24 protein-coding genes, 1 tRNA gene and 1 pseudogene are annotated in these 26,876 nt (G+C 75.8%); 13 read left to right on the top strand and 13 right to left on the bottom strand.

The features are described from left to right. The first annotated feature begins 208 nt into the window (after positions 1–208). The gene (locus ACI79Z_RS03055) at positions 209–661 is read left to right on the top strand and encodes an SRPBCC family protein (RefSeq protein WP_387987953.1); all 453 of its coding nucleotides are present in this window, start codon (positions 209–211) and stop codon (positions 659–661) included. A 12-nt stretch (positions 662–673) separates the two neighbouring features. Here the strand turns inward: ACI79Z_RS03055 and ACI79Z_RS03050 are convergent, their stop codons facing one another. The 4 genes from ACI79Z_RS03050 to ACI79Z_RS03035 all read right to left on the bottom strand — a co-directional run bounded on the left by ACI79Z_RS03050 (position 674) and on the right by ACI79Z_RS03035 (position 5,569). Continuing rightward, positions 674–1,573, bottom strand: coding sequence for an alpha/beta fold hydrolase (locus tag ACI79Z_RS03050; RefSeq protein WP_456901660.1), 900 nt, complete (start codon positions 1,571–1,573; stop codon positions 674–676). A gap of 74 nt (positions 1,574–1,647) precedes the next feature. Beyond that, complete coding sequence (locus ACI79Z_RS03045; protein WP_456901659.1) at positions 1,648–2,055, bottom strand: DUF1232 domain-containing protein; 408 nt, start codon at positions 2,053–2,055, stop codon at positions 1,648–1,650. 26 nt (positions 2,056–2,081) lie between these two features. Then, a complete protein-coding gene (locus ACI79Z_RS03040) occupies positions 2,082–4,163 on the bottom strand; it encodes a SpoIIE family protein phosphatase (protein WP_387987950.1) in 2,082 nt (693 codons plus the stop codon). A 125-nt stretch (positions 4,164–4,288) separates the two neighbouring features. Next, positions 4,289–5,569: an aminotransferase class I/II-fold pyridoxal phosphate-dependent enzyme gene (locus ACI79Z_RS03035; RefSeq protein WP_456901658.1), complete on the bottom strand. Its 1,281-nt coding sequence runs from the start codon at positions 5,567–5,569 to the stop codon at positions 4,289–4,291. A gap of 229 nt (positions 5,570–5,798) precedes the next feature. On the opposite strand from ACI79Z_RS03035, the gene ACI79Z_RS03030 reads away from it, so the two are divergent. Continuing rightward, on the top strand, positions 5,799–6,293 hold the full coding sequence (locus ACI79Z_RS03030; RefSeq protein ID WP_387987948.1) for a MarR family winged helix-turn-helix transcriptional regulator: 495 nt from the start codon (positions 5,799–5,801) through the stop codon (positions 6,291–6,293). 190 nt (positions 6,294–6,483) lie between these two features. On the opposite strand, the gene ACI79Z_RS03025 is transcribed toward ACI79Z_RS03030, so the two are convergent. Genes ACI79Z_RS03025 through ACI79Z_RS03010 form a run of 4 tightly spaced genes read right to left on the bottom strand, consistent with a single transcriptional unit; the run spans position 6,484 to position 11,201 of the window. Continuing rightward, entirely contained in the window at positions 6,484–8,004 is a 1,521-nt protein-coding gene (locus ACI79Z_RS03025) for a carboxyl transferase domain-containing protein (protein WP_387987947.1), read from the bottom strand. After that, positions 8,001–9,179, bottom strand: a complete 1,179-nt coding sequence (locus ACI79Z_RS03020) for a CaiB/BaiF CoA transferase family protein (protein ID WP_456901657.1) — start codon at positions 9,177–9,179, stop codon at positions 8,001–8,003. Before ACI79Z_RS03020 ends, ACI79Z_RS03025 begins: the two co-directional genes overlap by 4 nt. 20 nt (positions 9,180–9,199) lie before the next feature. Continuing rightward, positions 9,200–10,603 (bottom strand): SLC13 family permease, encoded by a 1,404-nt coding sequence (locus ACI79Z_RS03015; RefSeq protein ID WP_456901656.1) that lies wholly within the window; start codon positions 10,601–10,603, stop codon positions 9,200–9,202. Positions 10,604–10,607: 4 nt separating this feature from the next. Beyond that, positions 10,608–11,201, bottom strand: a complete 594-nt coding sequence (locus ACI79Z_RS03010) for a 5-formyltetrahydrofolate cyclo-ligase (protein ID WP_456901655.1) — start codon at positions 11,199–11,201, stop codon at positions 10,608–10,610. A gap of 57 nt (positions 11,202–11,258) precedes the next feature. Here ACI79Z_RS03010 and galU point away from each other — a divergent pair, with 57 nt between their 5' ends. The 5 genes from galU (at position 11,259) to ACI79Z_RS02985 (ending at position 15,256) form a co-directional block, all read left to right on the top strand. Further along, the gene (gene galU / locus ACI79Z_RS03005) at positions 11,259–12,176 is read left to right on the top strand and encodes a UTP--glucose-1-phosphate uridylyltransferase GalU (protein ID WP_387987943.1); all 918 of its coding nucleotides are present in this window, start codon (positions 11,259–11,261) and stop codon (positions 12,174–12,176) included. Positions 12,177–12,207: 31 nt separating this feature from the next. Continuing rightward, complete coding sequence (gene glp / locus ACI79Z_RS03000; RefSeq protein ID WP_456901654.1) at positions 12,208–13,602, top strand: molybdotransferase-like divisome protein Glp; 1,395 nt, start codon at positions 12,208–12,210, stop codon at positions 13,600–13,602. Position 13,603: 1 nt separating this feature from the next. Then, positions 13,604–14,221 (top strand): GNAT family N-acetyltransferase, encoded by a 618-nt coding sequence (locus ACI79Z_RS02995; protein ID WP_387988041.1) that lies wholly within the window; start codon positions 13,604–13,606, stop codon positions 14,219–14,221. Between the two features lie 189 nt (positions 14,222–14,410). Continuing rightward, entirely contained in the window at positions 14,411–15,109 is a 699-nt protein-coding gene (gene sepX / locus ACI79Z_RS02990) for a divisome protein SepX/GlpR (protein ID WP_387987941.1), read from the top strand. A 73-nt stretch (positions 15,110–15,182) separates the two neighbouring features. Continuing rightward, positions 15,183–15,256 (top strand) — tRNA-Ala (locus ACI79Z_RS02985). 76 nt (positions 15,257–15,332) lie between these two features. On the opposite strand, the gene ACI79Z_RS02980 is transcribed toward ACI79Z_RS02985, so the two are convergent. Genes ACI79Z_RS02980 through ACI79Z_RS02965 form a run of 4 tightly spaced genes read right to left on the bottom strand, consistent with a single transcriptional unit; the run spans position 15,333 to position 19,495 of the window. Next, positions 15,333–16,127, bottom strand: a complete 795-nt coding sequence (locus tag ACI79Z_RS02980; RefSeq protein ID WP_387987940.1) for an ArsR/SmtB family transcription factor — start codon at positions 16,125–16,127, stop codon at positions 15,333–15,335. Between the two features lie 58 nt (positions 16,128–16,185). After that, positions 16,186–17,475 (bottom strand): MFS transporter, encoded by a 1,290-nt coding sequence (locus tag ACI79Z_RS02975; protein ID WP_456901653.1) that lies wholly within the window; start codon positions 17,473–17,475, stop codon positions 16,186–16,188. Further along, positions 17,472–17,918 carry a MarR family winged helix-turn-helix transcriptional regulator gene (locus tag ACI79Z_RS02970; RefSeq protein ID WP_387987938.1) on the bottom strand — a complete coding sequence of 149 codons (447 nt, stop codon included), beginning with the start codon at positions 17,916–17,918 and terminating at the stop codon, positions 17,472–17,474. Before ACI79Z_RS02970 ends, ACI79Z_RS02975 begins: the two co-directional genes overlap by 4 nt. Before the next feature lie 44 nt (positions 17,919–17,962). Then, entirely contained in the window at positions 17,963–19,495 is a 1,533-nt protein-coding gene (locus ACI79Z_RS02965; RefSeq protein ID WP_387987937.1) for a dolichyl-phosphate-mannose--protein mannosyltransferase, read from the bottom strand. Positions 19,496–19,549: 54 nt separating this feature from the next. On the opposite strand from ACI79Z_RS02965, the gene rsmI reads away from it, so the two are divergent. Together rsmI and ACI79Z_RS02955 are read left to right on the top strand one after the other, a co-directional pair. After that, on the top strand, positions 19,550–20,386 hold the full coding sequence (gene rsmI, locus ACI79Z_RS02960) for a 16S rRNA (cytidine(1402)-2'-O)-methyltransferase (protein ID WP_387987936.1): 837 nt from the start codon (positions 19,550–19,552) through the stop codon (positions 20,384–20,386). 80 nt (positions 20,387–20,466) lie between these two features. Beyond that, positions 20,467–20,634: pseudogene (locus ACI79Z_RS02955) on the top strand (endonuclease domain-containing protein); the annotation flags it as partial. A gap of 72 nt (positions 20,635–20,706) precedes the next feature. On the opposite strand, the gene corA reads toward ACI79Z_RS02955, so the two are convergent. Then, the gene (gene corA / locus ACI79Z_RS02950) at positions 20,707–21,801 is read right to left on the bottom strand and encodes a magnesium/cobalt transporter CorA (RefSeq protein WP_387987935.1); all 1,095 of its coding nucleotides are present in this window, start codon (positions 21,799–21,801) and stop codon (positions 20,707–20,709) included. Between the two features lie 121 nt (positions 21,802–21,922). Between corA and ACI79Z_RS02945 the strand changes: the two genes are divergently transcribed. The 4 genes from ACI79Z_RS02945 to ACI79Z_RS02930 all read left to right on the top strand — a co-directional run bounded on the left by ACI79Z_RS02945 (position 21,923) and on the right by ACI79Z_RS02930 (position 26,852). Next, positions 21,923–23,419, top strand: a complete 1,497-nt coding sequence (locus ACI79Z_RS02945) for an amino acid permease (RefSeq protein WP_456901652.1) — start codon at positions 21,923–21,925, stop codon at positions 23,417–23,419. A 101-nt stretch (positions 23,420–23,520) separates the two neighbouring features. After that, positions 23,521–24,132: a hypothetical protein gene (locus ACI79Z_RS02940; RefSeq protein ID WP_456901651.1), complete on the top strand. Its 612-nt coding sequence runs from the start codon at positions 23,521–23,523 to the stop codon at positions 24,130–24,132. Positions 24,133–24,168: 36 nt separating this feature from the next. Then, positions 24,169–25,965 carry a methionine--tRNA ligase gene (gene metG, locus ACI79Z_RS02935; protein WP_456901650.1) on the top strand — a complete coding sequence of 599 codons (1,797 nt, stop codon included), beginning with the start codon at positions 24,169–24,171 and terminating at the stop codon, positions 25,963–25,965. After that, complete coding sequence (locus ACI79Z_RS02930; RefSeq protein WP_456901649.1) at positions 25,962–26,852, top strand: TatD family hydrolase; 891 nt, start codon at positions 25,962–25,964, stop codon at positions 26,850–26,852. The genes metG and ACI79Z_RS02930 overlap by 4 nt, the downstream gene beginning before the upstream one ends. Positions 26,853–26,876: the final 24 nt, after the last annotated feature.

Genomic DNA, 26,876 nt, shown 5'->3' with positions numbered 1-26,876 from the left:
ACCGCGATCCCGCACTCGCGACCGCACACCGGAGGCACACACCGATTGCGGTCGTCCTCATCGCGTACGCGAAGGTGACGCTCGCCGACAACGGATGTCGGCGAGCGTCACGTCCGCGTGGGTGCGCGGCGGGCCGATCCGTCGTCCCCCGGTGGCAGGGTGCCGGTGCCGCCGGGGTGGCGGCAGCAACGCGAGGGGGCGAGGCGGCATGCGGGACGTGGAGGTCCGCCGGCACGTGGCGGCGCCGGCGGAGCGGGTGTGGGCGGTGGTCACCGACCTCGCGGGCTCGCCGCAGGTGGTCCGGGGCATCCACGCGGTGGAGGTCCTGACACCGGGGGAGTTCGGCGTCGGGACGCGGTGGCGGGAGACCCGCACGGTGCTGGGGCGCTCGGCCACCGAGGAGATGACGGTCACCGCCGTGGAGCCGCAGCGGTCGTACACCACCGAGGCGGTGCGGCCGGGCGTCCGGTACCTGTCGACGGTCGCCGTGACGCCGGCCGGCGACGGCGGCAGCGACCTGGTGATGACGTTCGGGGCCCGGCCGACGTCCACGGTGACGCGGGTCCTCGGGGCGGTCACCGGCCCCCTGGGCCGGCGCGCGGTGACCCGGGCGCTGGAGGCGGACCTGGCCGACCTCGCCGCCGCGGCGGAGCGGTCCTGACGCGCTCGGCGCTCAGCGGCCGACGAAGCGCAGGACGGCGTCGTTCACGACCGCGGGGGCGTCCTCGTGCACCAGGTGGGAGGCGCCCGGCACGACCACCTGCTCGGCGGAGGGCAGCAGGTCGGCGAGCCAGTCGCCGAGTGCCCGGTTCACCGCCGGGCTCCGCTCGCCGGTGAGCAGCAGGGCCGGGGCGCGCACGGTGCGCAGCTCCGCCTCGGTCACCGGCAGGAACCCCGCGCGGAACTCGGCCTGCAGCGTGTCCGCGCTCTCCCGCATCTGCTGCCGGCGCTCGGGTGTCATGGCGGCCAGGGCCCGCCGGCCGAGCACGCCGCGGGCGAACAGCTCCAGCGCCCGCTCCGGGTCGCCGCGCCGGTACGCCCAGGCCACGGGTGCGGAGGTGCGCAGCCCGAACCCGAGCACCGCGAGCGTCGCGCGGGGCCGGCGGCGCAGGGCGCGCGCCAGGTCGGCCGGCCGCGGGCGGGCTCCCGGGCCGAGCACCAGCGGCAGCAGCGGCGGCTCCTCGAGGACCAGGCTGCGGACGACGTCCGGGTGCTGCAGCGCGGTGAGCAGGCAGACGTACGCGCCCCACGAGTTGCCGACCAGGTGCGCCGGCGAGGCGTCCAGCGCCCGCAGCAGCGCGACGAGGTCCGTGACGTGCACCGGCATCGGGTCCGGCGCGTCGGCGGGCAGCGGCGCGTTGGGGCGGGCGAAGCGGCGGCTGTAGGCGACGACCCGGCACCGCGCGCCGAGCGGCCCGAGCTGGGCGGCCCAGGTGCGCAGGTCACCGAGGCCGCCGTGGACGAGGACCACCGGCTCGCCGGTGCCCACCTCCCGGTATGCCAGCGACGCCCCGTCGACCGTCACGTGCCGCAGCGTCCCGAACCCGCTGCCCGGTGCCTGGATCCCGACCATGCCCGCTCCTCGGTCCCGCGGGCAGCCCAGCGTCCTCGCCGGCCGGTCCGGAGGGCAACCGGCGCGACCGCGGCTCAGCCGGGCAGCCGCGCCACCCGGCGCACCGCGGCCAGGCCGGCGTCGGTGCCCGGCCAGTGCCGGCGCACCGCGTCGGCGCCGGCGCGGCGGACCACGGAGCGCAGCACGAGGGCCACGGCGACCGCGTCGTCGGCGTACCCGATCACCGGGACGACGTCGGGCACGAGGTCGACCGGCAGCGCCAGGTAGCCCAGCAGCAGCCACAGCCGCACGCGGACCCCGCGGGGGAGGGACCGGTCGGCGGCCAGCCGGCGGACCAGCCGCAGCACGTCGGGCAGCAGCCGCACCAGCTCCCGCGCCCGCAGCTCGTCGGGCCGGGCCACCCAGAGCGCCGCGACCAGCGCCAGCCAGCACAGGAGCAGGCCCCCGCCGATCCCGACCAGCGTCCACGCCCACCCGGGCACCGCGTCCTCCTCGCGCCGGCGCGACGCTACGTCGCCGGCTGCGGCTCCACCACCGCGGACGGGCGGGGCGTCCCCGGTGCCGGCACGGGCACGGCCGGCTGCAGCCGCAGACAGAGCAGCACGACGTCGTCGTGCAGCCGCTGGCCGCCGGTGAGCTCGGCCATCACCGCGTCGCACCAGCCCCGGGGGTGGACGCCGTCGAGCCCGGCGGCGACCGACGCCAGGCGGGCGAGGCCGGCGTCGAGGTCGGCGTCGCGCCGCTCGACGAGGCCGTCGGAGTACCAGAGCAGCGTCGAGCCGGGCGGGACCTCGACCTCGTCCTCCGCGCGCGGCCCGGCGGCGGCCGACAGCGGCCGCGACCGCCCGCCGGTGAGGTACCGGGCCTGGCGGCCGGTCACCAGCAGCGGGGGCGGGTGGCCCGCGCAGGCGTAGCGCAGCCGGCAGGTGACCGGGTCGTACTCGCCGTAGCCGATCGTGGTGAGCGCCGCGCCGGGGACGGCCGCCGACGCCCGGTCCAGCGCCTCGAGGACCGCGGCGGGCCCGTCGTGCGGCGCGGCGGCCAGGACGCTCAGCGCCGAGTGCAGCCGGCCCATCGCCGCCGCGGCCCGCAGATCGTGGCCGACGACGTCGCCGACGGCGAACCCGACCCGGCCGAAGGGCAGCGGGAAGGCGTCGTACCAGTCGCCGCCGATGTCGTGCTGCTGGTCGGCGGGGCGGTAGCGGCCGGCGAGCACCGCGCCGGGCAGCTCGTCGGGCACGGCGGGCAGGAAGGCCCGCTGGAGCTGGTGGGCGGCGTCCCGCTCCTCCTCGTACAGCCGGGCCCGGTGCAGGGCGGGGCCCATGAGCTCGGCCAGCGTGCGCGCCATCGCCTCGACGTCGTCGTCGACCTCGTCGTCGGCGAAGCGGAAGCCGAGGGCCCCGAACGTCGTGCCGGCGACCCGCGCCGGCACCGCCAGCCCGGCGGGGGAGCGGGTCCGGACGGCGGCGCCGCGGCGGGCGGCGGTGGCCAGCGGGGACGGGTCGGCGAGCGGCAGCCCGGCCTCCCCGTCCCCGTCCGTGGTCCACACGCGCAGCCGTCCGCCCTCCCGGTCGACCACCCCGACGGTGCCCGAGTCGGCGAGCAGCGCGAGACCGGAGCGGACCAGCACCGCGGCGATCGCGTCGGTCGTCGCGGCGGTCGCGAGCCCGGCGGTCACCCGCTGCAGCGCCTCCACCCGGCGGCGGGCGGCGGCCTCGCGGCGGGACACCGACCGTGCCCGGTCCCGCTCGCCGATCTCCACGGCCAGCAGCCAGGCGCCGAGGACCGCGACGGCGATGAACGCCTGCAGGACGGCGGCCTCCACCTGCGGGGTGTCGTGGAACGGGGCCCACGGCCCGCGCCCGACCACGGTCATGACGTTGGCGGTGACCGCGACCACCAGACCGGCCTCGGTGACGACGGCGACCCCGTACCGGACCGCCAGCCAGGTGAGCCAGGGGATGGTCAGCCAGGCCACCGGCACGCCGACCGGCCAGAAGACGGCCGCCGTCACCGCGGCGGTCAGGAGCAGCAGCGCCGCCCGCCGGGCCGGGGCCGGCCGGCCCCGGCCCAGCCGCCAGGTCAGCACGGCCCCGCCCACGGTCAGCGCGCCGAGCCCGTCGCCGGCCCAGAACGGGACGAGGCCGTCGAGCACCGCGGGCCCCTGCGACAGGTGGATCGTCAGCGAGCCGACCAGCCCGCCGACCAGCGGGCCGGCCAGCACGCCGCAGAGCAGGAACGCCGTCAGGTCGCGGCGGCGGCCCAGGTCCGGGACCGGCGCGAACCGGCGCAGCAGGAGGGCGCCGACGAGGGGCTCGGCGGTGTTGGCCAGGGCGAACCCCCACGCGGCGACCGGGCCGATGCCCATGGCCCGGTCGATCACCACCTCGACCAGCGCGGCCGTGGCCAGGACCCAGGGCCACCGGCGCCGGTCGCTGAGCACCAGCGCGGAGAGGGTGACCCCGGCCGGCAGGAACAGGACGGCGCCGGTGCTCGACGCCTCGAACAGCAGGAACGAGGTGAGCGACCCGGCGGTGTACCCCGCAGCGACGGCGAGGACGAGCCGCCAGGGCACGGGCAGGCGCGTCATCCCGGCCTCCGACCAGTGGAGGGGCCCCGCGCGCCTGGTTCGACGGAGGCAGCCTCGGGCACGACCCTGGCAGGTGCGCGGCCGGAGCGGTAGGGGTGATCGTCGCGACCGGTCGGCGGACCGGGTCAGGCGACGGCGAGCTCCCCGCCGAGCTCCCGACCTGCGGTCCCGACGTCCCGGGTGGACCGGACGGCGGCGGCCACCGAGCCCGCGGCGGCCTGCAGCTGCTCGGCGGTGTGCGTGGCCATCACCGACAGCCGCAGCACCCCCTTGCCGCGCGGGACGGCGGGATAGGCGACGGCGTTGCAGTAGACCCCCGCCTCGTAGGCGGCCCGCCACGCGGCGGCGGTCGCCTCCTCGCTGCCGGTCGGGACCGCGATGACCGCGCCGCTCCCGGGCAGGGGCGGGGTGCCGGCGACGGAGAGCTCGACGCGCAGGCGGGCGCCGTTCTCCTGCAGCCGGTCCCGGCGTTCGGGCTCCTCACGGAGGATGCGCAGCGCGGCCAGTGCCGCGCCGACGCCGGCCGGCTCGTTGGCGGCGCTGAAGACGTAGGGCACGGCGCTGGCGCGGATGCCGTCGGCCACCGCCCTCGACGTCAGCACCGCCCCGCCCACGCTGGCCAGCGACTTGCTGAAGGCCAGCGTCACGGCGTCGACCCGGTCCAGGACGCCGCAGTGCTCGGCCGCGCCGCGGCCGTGCTCGCCGAGGACGCCGAGGCCGTGCGCCTCGTCGACCACCAGGCGCGCGCCGTACGCGGCGCAGAGGTCGGCGAGGCCGGCCAGCGGCGCGGTCGCGCCGGTCATCGAGTACACGCCGTCGACGACGACGACCGCGCCGGCCCGCGGGTCGAGCCGGTCCAGCCGCCGGGTCAGCGACTCGAGGTCGTTGTGCCGGAACCGGGTCACGGTGCCGCGGCTGGCGGCCGCCCCGGCGTGCACGCTGGCGTGCGCGTGCGCGTCGACCAGCAGCGCGTCGTCGGGACCGCAGGCGGTGGACAGCAGCGCGACGTTGGCGTTGACCCCGGAGGAGGTCAGCACGGCCGCCTCGACGCCGTAGTGGTCGGCGAGCTCCTCCTCCAGCTGCAGGTGCAGCCGGGTGGTGCCGTTGAGGACCCGGCTGCCCGAGGTGCTCGTGCCGAACCGGCGGACCGCGGCCACGGCCGCCTCGACGACCCGCGAGTCACCGGCCAGGCCGAGGTAGTTGTTGCTGCCCAGGTTCACCCGCGGGACGCCGTCGTCGTAGACGGTGACCGGCTCCGGGGCGCCCGCCGTCGGGACACCGTGGGTGCCCACCCCGGCGCGGTCGTGCTCGCGCAGCAGGGCGGCGAGGGGGTTGCCCAGCAGGGGGGCGAAGGCGTCGCGCCGCCCGGTCGCGGGGGTCGGTGCGGGCTTCTCGCCGTGGGGCACGAGGTCTCCGTTCAGGTGGTGCCGTTCAGGAACCGGCCGGTCCGTCGGCCGCTGCCCACCCTCGGTGGCCGGTGACTCTCCGTCAACGGTGCATCAGCTCACAGTCCGGGCGGGTGACACCCGTCCCCCGGCCAGGCGTCATGCGGTGGTCGGCCGCTCACAGTGCGTACCACCGGATCCGGTGGCGGGAGGATCATCCGGGTGACGACGCGCCGGTACCGTCGCCGCCGTGACCGCGCGCTGGCTCGACGACACGCAGCAGCGGGCCTGGCGTGCCTGGCTCACCCTCGCCGAGCTGCTCCCGCGCGAGCTCGACGCGCAGCTGCAGCGCGACGCCGGCCTCTCGCACGCCGCCTACGTCGTGCTCGCGATGCTGTCCGAGGCACCGGGCCGCAGCCGGCGGATGAGCGACCTCGCGCGGCGGGCCAACCAGTCGCAGAGCCGGCTCTCGCACACCGTGGCGCGGCTGGAGGACCGCGGCTGGGTCCGCCGCGAGCGCTCGCCCGAGGACGGCCGCGGGAACGTCGCCGTGCTCACCGACGCCGGCTGGGACCTCGTCCGCAGCGTCGCGCCCGGGCACGTGGACGCCGTCCGGGGTGCGCTGTTCGACCCGCTCACCGCCGAGCAGACGGAGCTGCTGCGCGAGGTGCTGGAGACCGTCGTCGAGCACCTCGACCCCGACCGCTCCCGCCGGGTGCCGCACGGCGCGGACGCCCCCGGCTGAGCGAGGGAGGCCGGGCCGGTCCCGGCGGCGTTGCGCGCGGTGGTGTCCGGGACCGCGCCCCCGAGCCGGCCGCGGCCACCGGCGCCGACGAGCCGGTGCTGTCGGCGTCCACCCACGGCGTCGCGGAGCGGGTCCGCAGCCTGAAGCTGGTCGCGGCGGCCTGGGCGCTGGTCCCGGAGGCCACCGCGGCCTATCGGCCCAGCCGGCGGTAGCGGTGCAGGCGGCTGCGGTGCCGCTCGGCGTCGTCGCGGCCGAGCAGCCCGGCCAGCTCCTCGCCGAGCACCCGCCCCAGCCGGCGGCAGAACTCGACCGGCTCGTCGGCGGCGTCGGGCCGCTCGGGCACCACGCGGTCGACGATCCCGGCGCGCCACAGGTCGGTCGCCCGCACGCCCTGGGCGGCGGCCATCTCCGGCGCCCGGTCGACGGTGCGGTGCACGATCGCCGCGGCGCCCTCCGGCGGCAGCGGGCCCAGCCAGCCGTTGGCCGCGGCGAGCACCCGGTCGGCGGGCACCAGCGCCAGCGCGCCGCCGCCGGTGCCCTGGCCGAGTAGCACCGCGAGCGTCGGGGCCTTGAGCGTCACCAGGTCCTCGAGGCAGCGGGCGATCTCCGCGGCCAGCCCGCCCTCCTCGGCCTCCACCGACAGCGCCGCGCCCGGCGTGTCGATGAGCGTCACCAGCGGCAGGTGCAGCTCGGCGGCCAGCCGCATGCCGCGCCGGGCCTCGCGCAGCGCCGCCGGGCCCAGCGGCGCCGACAGCGACTGCCCGCGCCGGTCCTGCCCGAGGACGACGCACGGCGCGCCGCCGAAGCGGGCCAGCGCCAGCAGCAGGCCGGGGTCCTTCTCGCCGGCACCGGTGCCCGAGAGCCCGACGACGTCGGTGGCCGCCGTCCGCAGCAGCCGCCGCACGCCCGGCCGGTCGGGCCGCCGGGACGCGGTGACGACGTCCCACGCGCTGCGGCCGTCCTCCGGGTCGTCGTCCTCGGTGCCGTCCTCCGGTGTCGGGCGCTCGGCGTCGCGGACGTCGGCGTGCCAGGTGCGCCGGGCCGACAGCACGGACAGCGCCCGGTCGGCGAGGTCGGCGACGTCCTCGTGCGGCACGACGGCGTCGATGAGCCCGCGCCGGGCGAGGTGGTCGGCGGTCTGCACGCCCGACGGGAACGGCTCGCCGTAGAGCGCCTCGTACACCCGCGGGCCGAGGAAGCCGACCGCCGCGCCGGGCTCGGCGATGGTCACGTGCCCGAGCGACCCCCACGAGGCGAGCACCCCGCCGAAGGTGGGGTCGCGCAGGTAGACCAGGTAGGGCAGGCCCGCGGCCTTGTGCCGGGCGATCGCCGCGGTGATGCCGACCATCTGCAGGAACGCGACCGTGCCCTCCTGCATCCGGGTGCCGCCGGACACCGGCGCGGCCAGCAGCGGCAGGCCCTCCTCGGTGGCCCGCTCGATCCCGGCGACCAGCCGCTCGGCCGTGGCCACCCCGATCGAGCCGGCGAGGAAGGCGAACTCCCCGGCGAGGACGGCCACCCGCCGGCCGCGCAGCCGGCCCTCGCCGGTGACGACGGCCTCGTCCTGGCGGCTGCGCTCGGCCGCGGCGCGCAGCTCGGCGGCGTACTGCGGGTCGACGTCGCGGGGGCCGATCGGCGCGTCCCAGCTCGTCCAGGAGCCGGGGTCGAGGACCAGGTCGCGCAGGGAGCGGGCGTCCAGCCTCCGCGTCACTGCGCCAGCCAGGCGCGGACCGCCTCGTCCGACCCGCCGAGCACCGGGGGAGCGGCGTGGTCGCGGCGGGTGGTCTCGGTCTCGCCGTCGGGACCCGCGGCGAAGAAGCGCAGCGGCGGGCCGGGCAGCTGCAGCCGGCCGAGGGTGGCGTGCTCGACGTCGACCAGCAGGCCCTGCGAGAGGGTCTGCTCCCAGCCGTAGACCTCGTCGATCGTGCGCACCTTGCCCGCCGGGACGCCGGCGGCGGCCAGCCGGGCCAGCAGCGTCTCGGCGTCGACGTCGGCGAAGGCGCGCTCGAGCAGCTCGATGACCTGCTGCCGGTTGCCCACCCGCTCGCCGTTGGTGGCCAGGCCCGGCGCCTCGGGGTCCAGGTCGAACTCGGCGCACAGCCGCCGCCACAGCGACTCCGACCCGCAGGACAGCTGCACGCTGCCGCCCTTGCAGTGGAACAGGCCGTACGGGGCGATCGAGGGGTGGTGGTTGCCCTGCGCGCGGCCGACCTGCCCGCCCACCGTCCACGCCGTCCCCTGGAAGGCGTGCACGCCGACGACGGCGGCCAGCAGCGACGTGCGCACCACCTGGCCGCGGCCGGTCCGCTCCCGCTCGTGCAGCGCGGCGAGCACGCCGTAGGCGCCGTACATGCCGGCCAGCAGGTCGCCGATCGGGACGCCGACGCGCTGCGGGTCGTCCGGGCCGGGGCCGGTCAGCGACATCAGCCCGGCCTCGCCCTGCGCGATCTGGTCGTAGCCGGCGCGGCCGCCCTCGGGGCCGTCGTGGCCGAAGCCCGAGATCGACAGGGTGACCAGCCGCGGGTTGAGCTCGGCGAGCACGGCGGTGCCGAAGCCGAGGCGCTCGAGCGTGCCGGGGCGGAAGTTCTCCATCAGCACGTCGGCCCGGCGGACGAGCTCGCGCAGCAGCTCCTTGTCGCCCTCGTCCTTCAGGTCGAGGGTCACCGACTCCTTGTTGCGGTTGGCCGACAGGAAGTACGTCGACTCCCGGTCGCCGGCCTCGGGCTGCACGAACGGCGGCCCCCACCCGCGGGTGTCGTCCCCGCCGCCGGGGCTCTCCACCTTGATCACCCGGGCGCCGAGGTCGCCGAGCATCATCGCGGCGTGCGGCCCGGCCAGCGCGCGCGTCAGGTCGACGACGAGCACGCCGTCCAGTGGTCCGGTCACGAGCCCTCTCCCGTCGGGGTCTAGAGCCAGCCGGGGACCACGAAGACCAGCCAGGCGAGGAACGGCCCGGCGGCCACGACGATCCCGGCGTAGGCCAGCATCTGCTTGTAGAAGCGGTCCCGGTCCACCCCCTGCGCGTTGGCCAGGACCAGCGCGCCGTTGGTCGAGAACGGGCTGACGTCGACGATCGTCGACGACACGGACAACGCCACCACGACCCCGACGGCGCCGATGTCCCCCGACTGCAGGAACGGCACCGCCAGTGCGATGGCGACGCCGATGATCGCGGTCGACGACGCGAACGCCGACACCACCCCTCCGATGTAGCAGAGCAGCAGCGCGATCAGCAGCGGGATCCCGAGGCCGATGACGGCCTCGCCGACGTAGTCGATCGTGCCGGCCTCCTGCAGCACGAACACGAAGGTGAGCACGCCGGCGATCAGCAGCACCGTCGACCAGCTGATCTGGCTGACCGCGCCCTTGTGCCGGGCGGCGGCGAACAGCGCGAGCACGGTGGCCACGGTGATCGACACGAAGCCGATGTCGAGGTCGAACACCAGCGCGAGGACGGCGACGGTCACCAGTCCGACCAGCGTGAGCACCTGGTCGAAGGTGACCGGCTGCGGTGCGGTCGCGCCGTCGTCCGGACCCTCGCCGGTGCCGTCGCCGCCGCCGGTGGTGTCGGGGCCGACGGCGGGGCCGGGGGGAGCGCCGTGCCCGCTGGCCACCGGCTCCTCGGCGCGCTCGGCGTGCGTGGGCACCGCCGTACCCACCCGGCGGCCGAGCAGCCGGCGCCCGCCGAACACGAGGAAGAGCACCACGCCGATCGCGAGGTTGAAGAACAGGCTGCCCAGGAAGACCGCGCCGGGGCTGGAGGGCAGCCCCTCGGCGTCGACGATCTCGTTGACGGTGACGCCGTAGACGCTGATCGGCGAGAAGCCGCCGCCCTGCGCGCCGTGGACGACCATCATCCCCATGAGCAGCGGGTTGATGTCGTAGCGCGAGGCGAACCCCAGCGCGATCGGCGCGACGATCGCCACCGCGGCGGGGGAGAGCGCGCCGATCGCGGTGAGCAGCGCGGTGACGGCGAACATGATCCACGGGATCGCCGCCACGTAGCCGCCGACCAGCCGAACGGCCCCGCGCACCAGCAGGTCGACCGTGCCGTTGTTCTGCGCGATCGCGAACAGGTAGGTGACGCCGATCAGCGTGACGACGAGCTCGGCCGGGAAGCCGGCGAGGATGTCGTCGGTGGTCAGCCCGACCGACAGCGTGCCCACGAGGAAGGCCGCGACGAACGCCAGCGCCCCCATGTTGATGGGCAGGAACGTGGCGATCGCGAAGATGGCGACCAGCGCCAGGATCGTGACGATCTCCGGGGACACGGGGAGCTCCTCGACGTCGGCGCTGACGGGTCGACCCACCGTGTCACCTACCGGCCGGTATCTCCTGCCAGCCGCCGGAGGGGGTGACGACGGCGGTCACCGGGCGGTCGTGCTCCAGGGCCGGCAGCCGGTCGACCAGCTCGTCGTCGAAGACCAGCGCCGCGACGACCGCGCCGGGGCGGGCGTGCTGCAGCGCGCGGTCGTAGTAGCCGCCGCCCCGGCCCAGCCGCACGCCGGTGCGGTCCACCGCCAGGGCCGGGACGACGACCACCTCCGCCGTCCCCAGCGCCGTCGGCCCCAGCCGCGGGCCCACCGGCTCCAGCAGCCCGAAGCGGCCCGGCGCCAGCCGGCCGGTGTCGACCGCCCAGCGCAGCTCGGCGCCGCTGTCCGGGACCACCGGCAGGAGCACCCGGGTCCCGAGCTGGGTGAACACCGCGGGCAGCCGCCCGTGGCCGGGCTCGGTCTCGTCGGGCACGAAGGCGGCCAGCAGCCGGACCCCGGCCAGGCGCTGGAGGAGCGCCGCGGCGACCGCGGCGGCCGCGGCGGCGCGCTCGGCGGCGGGACGGGCCCGGCGGCGGGCGGCGACCGCCTCGCGCAGCGCGGCCTTGGTCGCGTCGCCGTCCTGCGCGGAGGTCACCCGCGAAGGTTAGAGGCGGGGGACCGGGCCGCGGCCGGCTGGATAGGCTCCCACCCCATGTCGACCCCGACGCCGCGTCCGGCGCGCAAGGCCGTCATCCCCGTCGCGGGGATGGGGACCAGGTTCCTCCCCGCCACCAAGGCGGTGCCCAAGGAGCTGCTGCCCGTCGTTGACCGGCCGGCGCTGCAGTACATCGTCGAGGAGGCCGCCCGGGCCGGCCTCGCCGAGGTGCTCATGGTCACCGGCCGCAACAAGGCGGCGATCGAGGACTTCTTCGACCGCACCCCCGAGCTCGAGACCGCGCTGGAGAAGAAGGGCGACGCCGACCGGCTGGCCGCCGTCCACGAGTCCACCGAGGTCGCCCAGGTGCACTTCGTCCGGCAGGGCGAGGCGCGCGGGCTGGGCCACGCGGTGCTCCAGGCGGCCGCCTTCGTCGGCGACGAGCCCTTCGCCGTCCTGCTCGGCGACGACCTGATCGACGCCCGCGACCACCTGCTCGAGCAGATGCTCGCCGTCCAGGCCGAGCACGGCGGCTCGGTGATCGCCCTGCTCGACGTCGGCCGGGAGAACATCGACAAGTACGGCGCGGTCGCGGTCGAGCCGGGCTCGTCCGACGGCGTGGTGACGGTGACCGGCCTGGTGGAGAAGCCGCCGGTCGACGAGGCGCCGAGCAGCCTGGCGATCATCGGCCGCTACGTGCTCGCCCCCGAGGTGTTCGAGGTGCTGCGCGAGACCGCGCCCGGCCGCGGCGGGGAGATCCAGCTGACCGACGCGCTGGCCACGCTGGTCGAGCGCGGCGAGCCGCTGCACGGCGTGGTCTTCGACGGCCGCCGCTACGACACCGGCGACAAGCTCGACTACCTCAAGGCGGTCATCCGGCTGGCCGCCGAGCGCGAGGACCTCGGTCCCGCGCTGCGCTCCTGGCTGACCGAGTTCGTCGCCGACCTGCCCGCCGAGGGCGCGTCGCAGGCCTGACCCGCTCCCCGCAGGGGGGACGATCACAGCGATGAGCGAGAACGGCACGCCCGGGGCGCGGGACACCACGGCGCTGGACCTCCGCAGCGGGGCCACCCTCGACCCGCCGACGTCCTCGCGGTTGCCGGTGCACACCACCGCCGCGATCGGCCCCGACGCGGCGCTCCCGGCCCCGCCGGCGGCCGCCGAGCCCGAGACGCCGGCGCAGCGCACCGTCGAGACGCACCTGGACGAGATCCTCGCCGCGGTGCCGCAGCCGGAGCCGATCGAGCTGGCCGTCCTCGACGCCCAGGGCCTGCTCTGCGCCGAGGAGGTGGTCAGCGCCCGCGCGCTGCCCGCCTTCGACCAGGCCGCGCTCGACGGCTACGCCGTCCGGGCCGAGGACGTCGCCGCGGCCACCCCGGACGTGCCGGTGGAGCTGGCCGTGGTGGGGGAGACCGTCGCCGGCGCCGCGGGCCCGACCGCGCTCGCGCCGGGGCTGGCGCAGAAGGTGGGCGCCGGCGCGATGCTGCCCACCGGTGCCGACGTCGTCGTCCCGGCCGTGTGGACCGACGGCGGGCTGGTCCGGGTGCAGGTGCACGGCGCGCCCGAGGCCGGCAGCTACGTCCGGCGGGCCGGCGACGACGTCTCGCCCGGCACCGTCGCCGTCCGCACCGGCACACCGATCGGCCCGGCGCAGATCAGCCTGCTCGCCGCCGTCGGGCGCGACCGGGTGCAGGTCCGGCCCCGGCCGCGGGTCGCCGTCCTGTCCGCCGGCAGCGAGCTGGTCGACATCACCGCCCAGCCCACGCCCGGTCAGGTGGTCGACGTCAACACCTACGCCCTGGCCGCGGCCGCCCGCGACGCCGGGGCGGCCGCCTACCGCTGGGGGATCCTGCCCACCGACCGGCGCCGGCTGACCGAGGTGCTCGAGAGCCAGCTGCTGCGCAGCGACCTGGTGCTCATCGCCGGCACCTTCGCCGCCGAGGGCGACCTGGTGCAGGAGGTCCTCGCGGAGCTGGGCCCGATGCGCTTCCGTCAGGTGACGATGCACCCGGGACCGGTGCAGGGCTTCGGCCGGCTGGGCCGGGACGAGGTCCCGGTCATCTGCGTGCCCGGCGAGCCGGTGGCCGCGCTGGTGTCCTTCGAGGTCTTCGTGCGCCCGGCGATCCGCTCGATGCTGGGCAAGCGGCAGCTGTTCCGCCGCACCGTGCAGGCGATCTCGGCCGAGCGGCTGGTCTCGCCGCTGGGCTACCGGCAGTACCTGCACGGCCAGGTCATGCGCCACCCCGACGGCGGCTACGTCGTCGAGCCGCTCGGCGACGGCGACGAGGCGATGCTCGCCCGGATGGCGCGGGCCAACTGCCTCGTCGTCGTCGACGAGGACGTCACCGAGGTCGCCGAGGGCGGGCTCGTGACGGTCATGCCGCTGCTGCTGGGCGGCTGAGCTGGACCCGGCGCAGCACCCGGGCTGGCCCGCCCGCCTCGTCCACGGCCCGGTCGAGCTCCACCCGCTCCGCCGCGGCGACGCCGCCGAGTGGAGCCGGCTGCGGCTGGCCAACGAGTCCTGGCTGCGGCCCTGGGAGCCCTCGGCGGGGGTGGCCTGGTCGGTGCGGCACACCCCGGCGGCCTACCGCGCGATGCGCCGCTCGGTCGCCCACCGCGCCCGGGCCGGGGCGGCGATGCCGTTCGCCGTCCGGGTGGACGGGCGGCTGGCCGGGCAGGTCACGGTGGACAACGTCGTGCGCGGCGCGCTGCGGTCGGGGTCGCTGGGCTACTGGATCGACCGGGAGGTGGCCGGGCGGGGCATGGCCTCGCTCGCCGTGGCGCTGGTCTGCGACCACGCGTTCGGCCCCGGCGGGCTGCACCGGCTGCAGGCCGACATCCGCCCGGAGAACGGGCCGAGCCAGCGGCTGGTCGAGCGGCTGGGGTTCCGCCGGGAGGGGCTGCTGCGCCGGTACCTCGACATCGACGGCGACTGGCGCGACCACCTCGCGTACGCGCTGCTGGTCGAGGACGTGCCGCAGGGCGTGCTCGGGCTCTGGGCCTCTCGCTCACCTCGCTGACGCGTCGACATTCCATTCACGCTTCGTGAGCAGTCGACTACGAATCGACGCGCCGCTTGGCGAATCCCTTCCGTCACACGACCACTCGCGCGACACGCCCAGGAACCTCCCTCTAGCTGGGGATTCGCGTGCATAACCTGCCGCGGCAAGTGACTCGTGTGACGGGTGGTGTTCTCGATGGGGTCAGGCGTGCTTCTCGCCGCGCTGGTCGTGCTGTGGTTCGTCGTGCTGGTGCCGATGGTGGTGACCCGCGGCGACTCCTCGGCGACGCGCGCGGAGGTCACCCGGGGCCGGACGCTGCAGCGCCGGCGCGTGGGTGACCCGGTCCGCTCGGCGGAGACCGAGCGGGTCGCGGTGGACCGCGACCTGCTGCGGCAGACCGGCGAGCTGCGGATCGACGTGCACGCCGTGCGGCGGCGCACGCTGGCCGGGCTGCTGGCGCTGACGCTGCTGGCGCTGGTCGGCGCGCTGACCCTCACCCCGTGGCTGTGGGTGGCCCAGGGGGTGCTCGACGTCGCGCTGGTCGGCTACCTCGTGGTGCTGCGCGCCACCGTGCGCCGGGAGCGGGCCGCCGCCCGCCGGGCCGCGCGCACCGCCGCCCGCTCGGCCGCGCGGCCGGCCCCCCGGCCCGCGCCGAAGCCGGCGCCCCGGGTGGTCGAGCCGCTGGTCGCCGAGCCGGTGCTGGCCGACGAGCCGCTGCACCCGACGGTCGGCCTGCCGCACCCGAGCCTGCCGCTCGCGCCGGTGCACCCGCTGCGCCCGGCCCGCGTGGTGGCCGCCCGCCCGGTGCCGGCCGGCTGGCAGGACAGCGCCGTCGTCGGCCTGGACGACGACGACATCGGCTTCGCCGACATCGACCTGTACCAGCCGCGCGTGGTCAACGGCTGAGGCGCCGACCCCCCGGGTGCCACCCCGCTGGTGGCGCCCGGGGTCGCGGGCGGTAGTCTTGGGCCCGCAGTCAGGGGCTGTAGCGCAGTCCGGTAGCGCACCTCGTTCGCATCGAGGGGGTCAGGGGTTCAAATCCCCTCAGCTCCACCCAGACCGCACCACCGCCGACGCCGTCGGGGCACCCGCCCCGGCGGCGTCCGCCGTTCCGGGACCCGGACGACGGTCAGGCGGGCGTCGGCGCCATCTCCCACGGCGCCTCGGGCAGCACCTCGCCGGTCTCCAGCAGCGACTTGAGGTTGGCGCACACGGCCGGCCAGCCCTGGGAGACCTGGCCCAGCTCGGTCTCCCCGGCGAGGTTCTCGTGCGTCACCGTCAGCCGGACGATGCCGCCGTGCTCCTCGACGAGGAACGTCACGACCGAGTCCCCGCCCGGCGGCTCCACCCCGTCGGCCTCCCCGAAGGTCATCACCAGGCGCCGCGGGGGATCGGTCTCGAGCACCCGGCCGCCGGCGTCGGCGATCCCCGATCCGTCGGTGCGCCGGTGCTCCCAGCGCGAGCCGGGCTGCCAGTCCGAGACGTTCGCGTGGCCCCAGAAGCGGGCCGTGAGGTCGGCGTCGGTCAAGGCGCGCCAGACCTGCGCGGCCGAGGCGCGGACGTACGTGACGTAGACGTAGGTGGGGACCCGCTCGCTCATGGCGTGCTCCTCTGCTGCGGTGCGGATGGCGGACAGCGCCTGCAGGCGCGGCCGGTCGAAAGCCGCGATCCACCGCCGCTCGATCTCGGCGATCGGGACCGGGTTGAGGAAGTGCAGCCGCTCCCGGCCGCGGCGGACGGCGGTGACCAGCCCCGCGGAGACGAGGACGTCGAGGTGCTGCGTGGCCGACTGGCGCGCCATGCCGGTGCCCGCGCACAGCTCGCCGAGCGTCTGCCCGTCACGCTCCCGCAGGCGGTCCAGCAGGAGTCGCCGGGTGCGGTCGGCCAGCGCCTTGAAGACGGCGTCCTCGCCTCCGGGCTGCACGCCGCCGATCGTGCAGGCATCTACCTGCACGTGTCAACGCGCACGGACGCCGGGGCGCTCAGGCGCGGGCCCGCTCCGCGGTGACCTCGCGTTCGACCGCGGCCGGGGCGCCGCCGAACTCGTCGGCCAGCTCGCCGGCGACGTCGTCGACCGGGCCGTGCGCGTCCCCGACCGGGCCGGCGTCGGCGGCGGCCAGCATCCGGTGGCCGGTGGCCAGGACGCCGACGCCGAGGGCCACGGCACCCGCGCCGACGAGGAACGGCACGTGGATGTCCCAGGCGTCGACCATCTCGCCGGCGACGAAGGGGGCGAGCCCGCCGCCGATGAACCGCACGAAGCCGTAGGCGGCCGAGGCGACCGGCCGCTCCAAGGGCGCCACGAGCATGACCGCCTGGGTGGTCAGTGTGTTGTTGATGCCGACGACCGCGCCCGAGGCGATCACGCAGGTGATCAGCGCCCAGCGGACGTCGGTGAACAGGTCGATGAGCAGGAGCAGGACGGCGAAGGAGCCCAGCGCGCCGTAGAGCGAGGGGGCGGTCCCGAAGCGGGCCTGCAGCCTGGGGGCGGCCACCACGGAGAACAGCGCGACGAGCGAGCCCCAGGCGAAGAACACCCAGCCCAGGTCGATGGCGCCGAGCTCCATCGGGTAGGGCGCGTAGCCCAGCATCGTGAAGAAGCCCCAGTTGTAGAGCACCGCGGTGAGGCTCATGGTCAGCAGGCTGCGGTGCCGCAGCGCCCTGAGCGGCGCGGACAGCGGGGTCCGCCGCGCGGGCCCCGGCGTCTCGTCGAGCAGCACGACGGTGGCCAGCAGGGCGACCGCCATGAGGACGGCGACGCCGAAGAACGGACCGCGCCAGCTCACGTTCCCGAGCAGCCCGCCGACGAGCGGGCCGGCCGCGATGCCGAGGCCGAGCGCCGCCTCGTAGAGCACGATCGCGCCGGCGAAGCCGCCGGTGGCCGAGGCGACGATGACCGCCAGCGAGGTGGCGATGAACAGGGCGTTGCCCAGGCCCCAGCCGGCGCGGAAGCCGACGATCCCGTCGATGGAGTCCGACAGCCCGGCCAGGGCCGCGAAGACCACGATGATCGCGAGGCCGGTGATCAGCGTCCTCTTGGCGCCGATCCGGCTGGACACCCAGCCGGTGCCGAGCATGGCCACCGCGGTCACCACCAGGTAGCTGGTGAACAGCAGGCTGACCTGGCTCGGCGTCGCGTCGAGCTGCTCGGACAGCGCCGGCAGGATCGGGTCGACCAGGCCGATGCCCATGAAGCTCACGACGCAGGCGGAGGCGACGGCGTAGACCGCCTTCGGCTGCCTCCAGGTGCTGGATCCGGCGGCGGAGCTCACCGGGTCACCTCCGGGGTGGGTTCGTGCCGGCGCAGTGCTCCGGCGAGACGGTCGAGGGCCGGCAGCGCGTCGGCGACGCGGCGGACCTCGTCGGGGGAGAGGGCGGCCAGGGCGGCGTCCACGCGACGGGCCCGCCGGGCACGGCGCTGCGCCAGGCGGTGGGCACCCTCGGCGGTGAGGCCGAGCAGGACGACCCGTGCGTCGGCGGGGTCACCGCCGCGGCGCACCAGGCCCTGCGCGGCCGGGCGCGCGGCGAGGGCGCTCATCGAGGGCTGGGTGACGCCCTCGGCGGCGGCGGGCTCGGTGACCCGGGTGGGGCCCCGGCGCTCGAGGCGCGACAGCGCCGCCGCGGCGGTGCGGGACAGGCCGTCGTCGGGGTCGGTGAGGACGCCGAGCCGCAGGACGACGTCGGCGAGCCGGTCGTCGAGGGTCGGGGCGCTCACGCATTCAGTTGTACGCCCCAACTATCTGTCGCGGTGCGGGCACCTCAGAACCACGACGGGAACCACATCCGCAGCAGCCAGTCGGCGTGCGACAGCGGGCGCCCGGTGAGCACCGGGTAGAAGAAGACGAAGGTGCCGGCCACCACGGCGACGTAGCCGCTGACCGCGGCCAGACCGGCGCTGCGCCGCCACTCCGGAGCGCCCGGGCGGCCGAGGACGTCCTGCAGCACCAGGGTCACGGCCAGCACGAAGAACGGCAGCACCGGCGCCATGTAGAAGACGAACATCGTGCGCTCGGGGTTGAGGAACCAGGTGCCCCAGCCGGCGGCGACCGTGACGGCGACCAGCAGCGCGGCCGGGTCGCGGCGGGCGACGACCCGCCAGAGCGTCCAGGCCAGCGCTGGCGCGAACGCCAGCCACAGCGTCGGCGTCCCGACCATGAGGATGTAGCGGACCACCTGGTCGCCCGCGGCGTCGGTGAGGCCCTGCGGGTTCCACAGCAGGATCGGCCGGCCGTTCACCAGCCAGGTCCAGGGGCCCGACTCCCACGGGTGCGGCGTGGACAGGCCGTTGTGGAAGGTCCACCACTCGGCGTGCATGTGCCACCAGGAGCGCAGCACGTCGGGGATCCACGGGAACGCAGTCTCCGGGTTGCGCTGCGCCCACCAGCGCCCCTGCGCCGTCTCGCCGAGGAACCACCCGGCGAAGCTCGCGACGTAGGTGAGCACCGGGACGGCGGCCAGCGCCCAGGTCGCGCCGGGCAGGCCGCGGCGCAGCGCCGTCGCCGTCGGCCTCGGGACCCCGGCCTCCCGCCACGCCTGCCGGTCCCACCACAGCGACAGCACGGCGCAGAACGCCAGGAACCAGATGCCGCTCCACTTCACCGAGCAGGCGCAGCCGAAGAGGAACCCGGCCGCGATCCGCCAGCCTCGCGGACCGAGGCGGAACCCGGTGGCCGGGACCGGCCGCGAACCGGCGACCCGGGCGCGCACACGCTCGCGGTCGACCACCAGGCAGGCGACCGCGGCCAGCACGAGCACCTGCAGGAAGACGTCGAGCAGGCCGATGCGGGAGACGGTGAACGCGAAGCCGTCCAGCGCCAGCAGCAGCCCGGCGACCAGGCCGAGCAGCGTGGAGCCGGTCAGCCGCCGGGCCAGCCGGGTGAGCAGGACGACGGCGAGCGCGCCTGCCACCGCCGAGGGGAACCGCCAGCCCAGGCTCGTGTAGCCGAACACCTGCTCGCCGGCGGCGATCAGCCACTTGCCCAGCGGCGGGTGGACGATGAACGTGTAGCCGCGGTTGTACTCGTGGCCCCAGACCAGCAGGTCGTGCGCCTCGGGCGGGTAGTAGGCCTCGTCGAACAGCAGCGTGTCGGGGTAGCTGATGCCGACCAGCCGGCTGACCAGCGTCGCGACGCCGAGCACCGCGGCCAGGACCCACGACAGCAGCCGGTCGCCGGGCAGCGGCGGGACGCGGTCCACCCGCGGCCGGGGTGCCGGCCAGCGGCGCGCGGGACGGGCGGGGACGTCGTCCGGCGGGTCCCCGGCGCCCGTGCGCTCGGGAGCCAGGACCGCCATGCGCCTCAGGGTATGTGGGACGGCGGTGCGCCCCGGCGTGACAGGCTCGTCGTCGTGACCGGACGGCTCGTGCTCGGTGGTGCGCCCCTCGGCCAGCCCGGCGACGTCGGCCCGCGGCTGCGGCGGGTCATGGCCGAGGCCGACGTGCTCGCCGTCGAGGACACCCGCCGGCTGCACCGGCTGGCCACCGACCTCGAGGTCACGCTCACCGGCCGGGTGGTCACCTTCCACGAGTCGGTGGAGCGCCAGCGGCTGCCCGGGCTCATGGCGGCGCTCGCCGACGGCGCGACCGTCCTGCTGCTCACCGACGCCGGCATGCCCTCGGTCTCCGACCCCGGGTACACGCTGGTGCGGGCCGCGATCGACGCCGGCGTGGAGGTCACCTCGGTGCCCGGGCCGTCCGCGGTGACGACGGCGCTGGCCGTGTCGGGGTTGCCGGTCGACCGGTTCTGCTTCGAGGGGTTCCTGCCGCGGAAGGCGGGGGAGCGGCGGTCGCGCCTGGCCTCGCTGGCCGACGAGCGCCGCACGATGGTCTTCTTCGAGTCGCCGCACCGGCTGGCCGAGGCGCTGACCGACTGCGCGGCCGCGTTCGGCGACTCCCGGCCGGCCGCGGTGTGCCGGGAGCTGACCAAGACGCACGAGGAGGTCCGGCGCGGGCCGCTGTCCGCGCTGGCGGAGTGGGCCGCCGACGGCGTGCGCGGGGAGATCACCCTCGTCGTCGCGGGAGCCACGCCGGAGCCGGTGTCGCTGTCGCCCGCCGAGCTGGCCGCGCTGGTGGCGGGGGAGGAGGCCGCGGGCGCCACCCGCAAGGACGCCATCCGCGCCGTCGTCACCCGCACCGGCCTGCCCCGCCGCACCGTCTACGACGCCGTCGTCGCCGCCAAGCCCTGACGGGCTGACCCGCGCCGTGTGCACACACCGCGGGTCCTGAGGCGCCCAGGCACCTCGCCTGGCCGGCACCGCGGGTCGCGGTCGAGTACGACGGCGCGTGGCACGCCGAGCCCGGCCGGTTCGCCCGCGACCGGCGGCGGCTCAACGCCCTGCAGGCAGCGGGGTGGACCGTCGTCTTCGTGACCGCGGCCGACCTGCGGGATCCCGTCCGGCTGCTCGCGACGATCCGGGCGGCGCTGCGGCGATGAGCAGGACGTGCACACGACGCGCTCCCGGCGCGGTCGTTCCCGCGCCGTGTGCACCCGGCGCGACCAGGAGCGCTAGAGCCAGCCGTTGCGCTTGAAGCCGCGGTAGAGCAGGGAGCAGGTCACGAGGATGACCAGCCAGACCATCGCGTAGCCCCAGCGCCAGTGCAGCTCCGGCATGTGCTCGAAGTTCATCCCGTAGATCCCGGCGATCGCGGTCGGGACCGCCACGATGGCCGCCCACGCCGAGATCTTCCGCATGTCCTCGTTGTCGGCCATCGACGTCCGCGCGAGCGAGGCCTGCAGGATCGACGACAGCAGCTCGTCGAGCCCGGCCACCTGGTCGCGCACCCGGATCGCGTGGTCGAGGACGTCGCGGAAGTAGGACCGCATCGGCTGCGGGACCGACTCGACCTGCCGCTCGGCCAGCTTGTGCAGCGGCACCTCCAGCGGCCCGACCGCCCGCCGCAGCGACATGAGCTCGCGCTTGAGCTGGTACAGCCGGCCGATGTCGTCGGTGCGCTCGGGGCTGAACACCGACGCCTCCAGCTCGTCGACGTCGTCCTGCACCTGCTCGGCGACGTCGACGAAGGTGTCGACGACGTGGTCGGCCACCGCGTACAGCACCGCCGACGGGCCCAGGCACAGCAGGTCGCGCTGCTCCTCCAGCCGCTGCCGCAGCTCGGTCAGGTCGTTGTGGTCGCCGTGCCGCACGGTGATCACGTGGCGCGGGCCGACGAACACCATGACCTCGCCGGTGTCGACCACCTCGCTGGTCGCGGTCAGCTGCTCGTGCTCCACGTAGCGCGCCGTCTTGAGCACCATGAACAGGTCGTCGTCGTAGCGCTCCAGCTTGGGCCGCTGGTGGGCGTAGACGGCGTCCTCGACGGCGAGCGGGTGCAGCCCGTAGCGCTCGGCGATCGCGCCGAGCTCCGCCTCGGTCGGCTCGAACAGCCCGAGCCAGACGAAGCCGCCCCGCTCGACGGCGGCCTCCAGCGCCACCATCGGGTCCACCGGCGGCTCCCGGCGTCCCTGCACGTAGACGGCGCAGTCGACGATCGCGTCGACGCCCGCCGACCGCGTCGTCACCGGCCGCGGCGCCCCGGCCGGCCGCGGCCGCGTGGTCGGCACGAACGGCCCGGGAGGGGCGTCCTCCCGCTGGTCGGTCACCGGTGGGCCTCCTCCCGTCCCGCCGCCGCGACGGGGCGACAGAAGCGTAGGCGTGCGGGCTCGCGGCCCTCGTGCCACGCTGCCCGTGGGGCCGCCGCCGGTACCACCCGAGGAGGACGCCGTGGCCGCAGACTCGCGCCGGGTCAAGTCCGTCGAGGAGTCCATCCGCGACACCGACGAACCCGAACACCGGCTCAAGAAGAACCTCTCCGGCCTGGACCTGGCGGTCTTCGGCGTCGGGGTGATCATCGGCACGGGTATCTTCGTGCTCACCGGTGTGGTCGCGCGCAACCAGGCCGGACCCGCGGTGGCGGTCTCCTTCGTCGTCGCGGGCGTCGTCTGCGGGCTGGCCGCGCTCTGCTACGCCGAGTTCGCCTCCACCGTCCCGGTGGCCGGCTCGGCGTACACCTTCTCCTACGCGACCTTCGGCGAGTTCGTCGCCTGGATCATCGGCTGGGACCTCGTCCTCGAGCTGGCGCTGGGAGCGGCCACGGTGGCCGTGGGGTGGTCGGGGTACCTCAACCAGCTCCTGGACGACGTCGGCCTGGCGCTCCCGACGTCGATCGCGGGGGAGACGGCGTCGTTCAACGTCCCGGCGATCGTGATCGTGCTGGCGATGACCGCCGTCCTGGTGCTCGGCATCAAGCTGTCCTCGCGGGTCACCGCGGTGATCGTGGCCATCAAGCTGGCCGTCGTCCTGCTGGTGATCGTGGTCGGCGCGTTCTACCTCGTCGCCGACAACTACTCGCCGTTCGTGCCGCCCGCCGAGAACGCGGCCGACGGCGGCGAGAGCTGGCTGGACACCCCGCTGATCTCGGTGCTCACCGGCTTCAGCCAGGGCACCTTCGGCTGGGGCGGCGTCCTGGCCGGCGCGGCCATCGTGTTCTTCGCCTTCATCGGCTTCGACATCGTGGCCACCGCCGCCGAGGAGACCCGCAACCCGGCGCGCGACCTGCCCCGCGGCATCATCGGCTCGCTGGCCATCTGCACGCTGCTCTACGTCGCCGTGTCGCTGGTGGTCGTCGGCATGCAGAACTACACCGAGCTCAGCGAGAGCGCGCCGCTCGCCGGGGCGTTCGCCGCGAACGGGCTCACCTTCTTCTCCAGCATCATCTCGCTGGGTGCGCTCGCCGGGCTGACGTCCGTGGTGATGATCCTGATGCTCGGCCAGTCGCGGGTGCTGTTCGCGATGAGCCGCGACGCGCTGCTGCCGCGGTCGATCGGGACCGTGCACCCGCGGTACGGCACGCCCTACAAGATCACCGTCGGCACCGGGATCGTCGTCGCCGTCCTGGCCGGGCTGGTGCCGCTCTCCGAGCTGGCCGAGCTGGTGAACATCGGGACCCTGTTCGCCTTCTTCCTCGTCTCCATCGGCGTGTGGATCCTGCGGCGCACCCGCCCGGAGCTGCCCCGCTCGTTCCGCGTGCCCCTGGTGCCGCTGCTGCCGATCGTCTCGGCGCTGGCCAGCCTGTGGCTCATGGCCAACCTGCCCACCGAGACCTGGCTGCGGTTCCTCGTGTGGATGGCCGTCGGCGTCGTCATGTACTTCGTCTACGGACGGCAGCGCAGCCGCTTCGCCACCGGCTCGGCACGGGCGGGGACCGGCAAGCGCCTCTGACGCTCACCCCGGGGGGTGAGGAGAGCTCCGCCGTCCCTCCTGCGCCGGCCCGCGCGGGACGACCTGACCGGTGACCGACGTCCCCGGCCAGGAGCAGACCCGTGGCGACCAGCGTCCTCGACGCACCCCTCCCCGCACCCGCACCGTCCGCGCCCCGGCGGTGGCCGGCGGCCGTGCTCGCGCTGGCCGCCGTCTGCGGGCTGGAGGCCGCGGCGCTGCTCGCGGCCGGGCTGACCGGGCTCGACGGGCTGTTCGCCGCCGCGTCGCGGCCGCCGGCGCCGGTCGTCGTCGCGGTGCTCGGCGGGCTGGCCGGCTGGATCGTGCTGTGCGCGGGCAGCGGCCTGGCGGCCCTCGAGGGCGGACGGCGTCTCGCGAACGGCCTGGCCTGCGCGGAGATCGTGGGCGTGGCGGCCCTGTTCGCCGTCAGCCTGGTCACCCCGCTGGTCGGCGACCTGCCGACGACGCTGCCGCTGCCGGCCGTCGCGCTGCTCGCGCTGGCGGTGCCGGTCGGCAAGCTGCTGCTCACCTCGGCGCCGGCCACCCTCGCCTGGGCCGCCGCGGTCCCGCCGCGCACCCGCCTGGCCGCCCCGGCGCGCCACCCGCGGCTGCGCGTGGCCACCGTCGCGGTGATCGGCGTCGCCCTCGGCGTCGTCGCGCTGAGCACGCCCGTCGCCGGCGAGCTCCCGCCCGCGAGCACCGTCGCCGGTCACTGACCGGGCGGGTGGCTGCCGCTCACTACGCTCGGTGTCGTGAGTGATCGGCACATCCTGACCGCCGTGGCCTGGCCCTACGCCAACGGCCCGCGGCACATCGGCCACGTCTCCGGCTTCGGCGTCCCCTCCGACGTCTTCAGCCGCTACCACCGCATGGCCGGGGACCGCGTCCTCATGGTCGGCGGCACCGACGAGCACGGCACGCCGATCACCGTCGCCGCCGACGCGGAGGGGGTGAGCCCACGCGAGATCGCCGACCGGAACAACCGGCTGATCGTGGGCGACCTGCAGGCCCTCGGCCTGTCCTACGACCTGTTCACCCGCACCACCACGGTCAACCACGCCCGGGTCAGCCAGGAGATCTTCCTCGGCCTGCTCAAGAATGGGTACGTCTTCCCGCAGACGACGCTCGGCGCGATCAGCCCGTCCACCGGCCGCACGCTGCCCGACCGCTACATCGAGGGCACCTGCCCGATCTGCGGCTACGACGGCGCCCGCGGCGACCAGTGCGACAACTGCGGCAACCAGCTCGACCCCACCGACCTGATCAACCCGGTCAGCCGGATCAACGGCGAGACGCCGCGCTTCGTCGAGAGCGAGCACTACTTCCTCGACCTGCCCGCCTTCACCCGGTCCCTCGGCGACTGGCTCGACAGCCGCCGGGGCTGGCGGCCCAACGTGCTCAACTTCGCCAAGAACCTGCTCGAGGACCTCAAGCCGCGCAGCTACACCCGCGACATCGACTGGGGCGTGCCGATCCCGCTCGACGGCTGGCGCGACCGGCCCGACAAGCGCATCTACGTCTGGTTCGACGCCGTCGTCGGCTACCTGTCGGCGTCCATCGAGTGGGCCCGCCGGTCCGGGGACCCCGACGCCTGGCGCCAGTGGTGGCAGTCGCCCGACGCCGACGCCTATTACTTCATGGGCAAGGACAACATCGTCTTCCACGCCGAGATCTGGCCCGCGCAGCTGCAGGGCTACAACGGCGAGGGTGACAGGGGCGGCAGCCCCGGCTCGCTGGGCCGGCTGGCGCTGCCCACCGAGGTGGTCTCCAGCGAGTTCCTGACCATGGAGGGCCGCAAGTTCTCCTCGTCGCGGCAGGTGGTCATCTACGTCCGCGACTTCCTCGCCCGCTACGACGCCGACGCGCTGCGCTACTTCGTCGCCGTCGCCGGCCCCGAGACGCAGGACACCGACTTCACCTGGGCGGAGTTCCTCCGGCGGAACAACGACGAGCTGGTCGCCGGCTGGGGCAACCTGGTCAACCGGACGGTGTCGATGGCGGCGAAGAACGTCGGCGCCGTCCCGACGCCGGGGGAGCTGACCGACGCCGACCGCGCCCTGCTGGCCTCGACGTCGTCGGCGTTCGGGCCGATCGGCGACCTGCTGGCCCGCAACCGGCAGAAGGCGGCGGCCACCGAGGCGATGCGGGTGGTCGGCGAGGCGAACAAGTACCTGTCCGACCAGGCGCCGTGGAAGCTCAAGGAGGACCCGGCCCGCCGGGACACCGTGCTGCACACCGCGCTGCAGGCGGTCAGCGACTGCAACGCGCTGCTCACGCCGTTCCTCCCGCACTCGGCGCAGAAGGTGCACGAGCTGCTCGGCGGCACCGGCGTGTGGTCGCCGGCGCCGCGCGTCGAGGAGGTCACCGACCTCGACGACGGCTCGCCGTACCCGGTCATCACCGGCGACTACGGCGACGCGCAGGCGGTGTGGGCCTCCCGCCCGCTGCCGTCGGGCACGCCGCTGTCCCCGCCCACCCCGGTGTTCCGCAAGCTCGACGAGTCGATCGTGGCCGAGGAGCTGGCGCGCCTGGAGGACGGGACGAAGTGAGTCGCTCCGCCGCGTCCCGCGCCAACCGGCGGGGCGAGCCGCCGCCGTCCCCGGACCCGCTGCCGGCCCCGGCGGTCGACAGCCACACCCACCTCGACATCGTCCTGAACGGCTTCCGCACCGACGAGCCCGCGGACGACGACGCGGTGGACGCCGAGATCGCCGCCGCGGCCGCCGTGGGGGTCCCGCGGCTGGTGCAGGTCGGCGTCGACGTGCCGTCCTCGCGGTGGTCGGCGGAGCTGGCGGCCCGGCACCCGGGTGTGCTGGCCGCCGTCGCCGTCCACCCCAACGAGGCCGGGGAGGGCGCCGCCGACGACGACGCGCTGGCCGAGATCGACCGCCTGGCGGCGCTGCCACGGGTGCGGGCGGTGGGGGAGACCGGGCTGGACCGCTTCCGCACCGGCCCCGAGGGCTGGGCGGCGCAGGAGGCCTCCTTCCGGGCGCACGTCCGGATCGCCAAGGAGCACGGGGTCGCGCTGGTCGTCCACGACCGCGACGCGCACGAGGAGGTGCTGCGGGTCGTCGACGACGAGGGCGCGCCGGAGCACGTGGTCATGCACTGCTTCTCCGGCGACGCCGCGTTCGCGACGGCGTGCGTCGAGCGCGGCTTCGTGCTGTCCTTCGCCGGGACGCTCACCTTCGGCAACGCCGGCTACCTCCGCGAGGCCGCCGCCCTCACGCCGCTGGACCAGCTGCTCGTCGAGACCGACTCGCCCTTCCTCACGCCGGTGCCGCACCGTGGCCGGCCCAACGCCTCGCGCCTGGTGCCGCACACCGTCCGGGCGCTGGCCGAGGTCACCGGCGTGGAGGTCGCGCAGCTCTGCGACGCCCTGACCCGGAACGCCGAGCGGGTCTTCGGGACCTGGGAGACCGGCCGGGGCGACTGACCCCGTCGGCGTTGCACACTGGTC

It is taken from the genome of Geodermatophilus sp. SYSU D00663 (genome assembly GCF_054050655.1).
This window is presented reverse-complemented; position numbering and strand designations above follow the sequence as displayed.